The 1,147-nt window shown below is 63.8% G+C and carries 1 pseudogene; it reads right to left on the reverse strand.

What is annotated here, in order from left to right:
- Positions 1–580, reverse strand: a pseudogene (locus E3T35_RS12890) (IS21 family transposase); the annotation flags it as partial.
- Positions 581–1,147: the final 567 nt, after the last annotated feature.

Here is a 1,147-nt window from a genome sequence, read left to right on the forward strand (position 1 = left end):
CCGGCAGGGTCGAGTACTGGCCCTTGCGTCCCGTCAGCCGCGGGTGTTCGCAGATGCTCTCGTGCCCGTCGAAGACCGTCACCCGTGACGACGTCAGCCGAACCCGCAGCAGCTTGCCCACCAGAGCGAACGGCACCGAATACCGTTGGGTGTCCGCGGTGACGTGGTAGTTCCGGGCCGCCTTCAGCTCCTTCCGCTCGACGTCCTCGAACCCCGCATCAGGCAGAGGGGTCAGCAGCTCCCGCTCCTCGCTGTCGAACCGCTCCCACCGCGTGGTGTCGTCGGCGCGGCGGATGTCATGGTTGATCTCCCGCACCCGTTCCTCGATCGCAGCATTCAACTCGCCCAGCGTCGTGAAGACGTCGTCCTCGAGATAGCCGATGACGCGCTTGTTGACCACGTTCACCGCATTCTCGGCTGCAGCCTTGTCACGCGGTTTTTTCACTCTGGCCGGGACAATCGCAGTCTGGTAGTGATCAGCGAGCTGCTGATATCTGGCGTTGACGATCCGCTCCGCATCACCCTTATGGGTTTGGTGGGTGGATGTCGTCGGGTTGTCGGGCACGACGATCTGCGTCACGCCGCCGAAGAACGCGAACGCCTGAACGTGCGCNTGGTGATGGTGTCGACGACGTCCATGGTGTCGCCGGCCCAGTCGACCAGCATCGCTCGACCTGGCTCATGGCGCAGCACCGCAACCAGGTCATGGGTGCGGAGGTAGTCGGTGAACAGGGCGCAGAACTGCGAATACCCATACTTCTTCCCCGCGTCCTTGGTGTCGACGTAACGACGCCAGGCCAGCAGCAACGTGAAGTGCCGGTTCGCTTTCATCGACGCCAGCACCCGCGACAAGTCGGGCTGGTCATACTCGTCCGACACGTTCCGGCGCCCGTCGGGGAACCACTCGGCCAGCTCGACGTCGCTGACCGCGACGGTCGAGGTCAGACCCCGCTGCTGGACCTCCTGCCGGACCCGGGCCACGTCGCGATGGGAGCACCCCACGATCTCCACGACCTCGCGGTAACTCCGCCCTGGCCTTGCCCCCGTTGCGTGGACACCTCACAAGAGAGAATGTTCACATGGGAAAGACACGCAGGGAGTTCACTCCTGAGTACAAAGACGAGGCCGTAAAGCTCGTGATCAACAC

The sequence above is a fragment of the Cryobacterium sp. TMT1-2-2 genome, assembly GCF_004403505.1.
Classification (GTDB): domain Bacteria; phylum Actinomycetota; class Actinomycetes; order Actinomycetales; family Microbacteriaceae; genus Cryobacterium; species Cryobacterium flavum.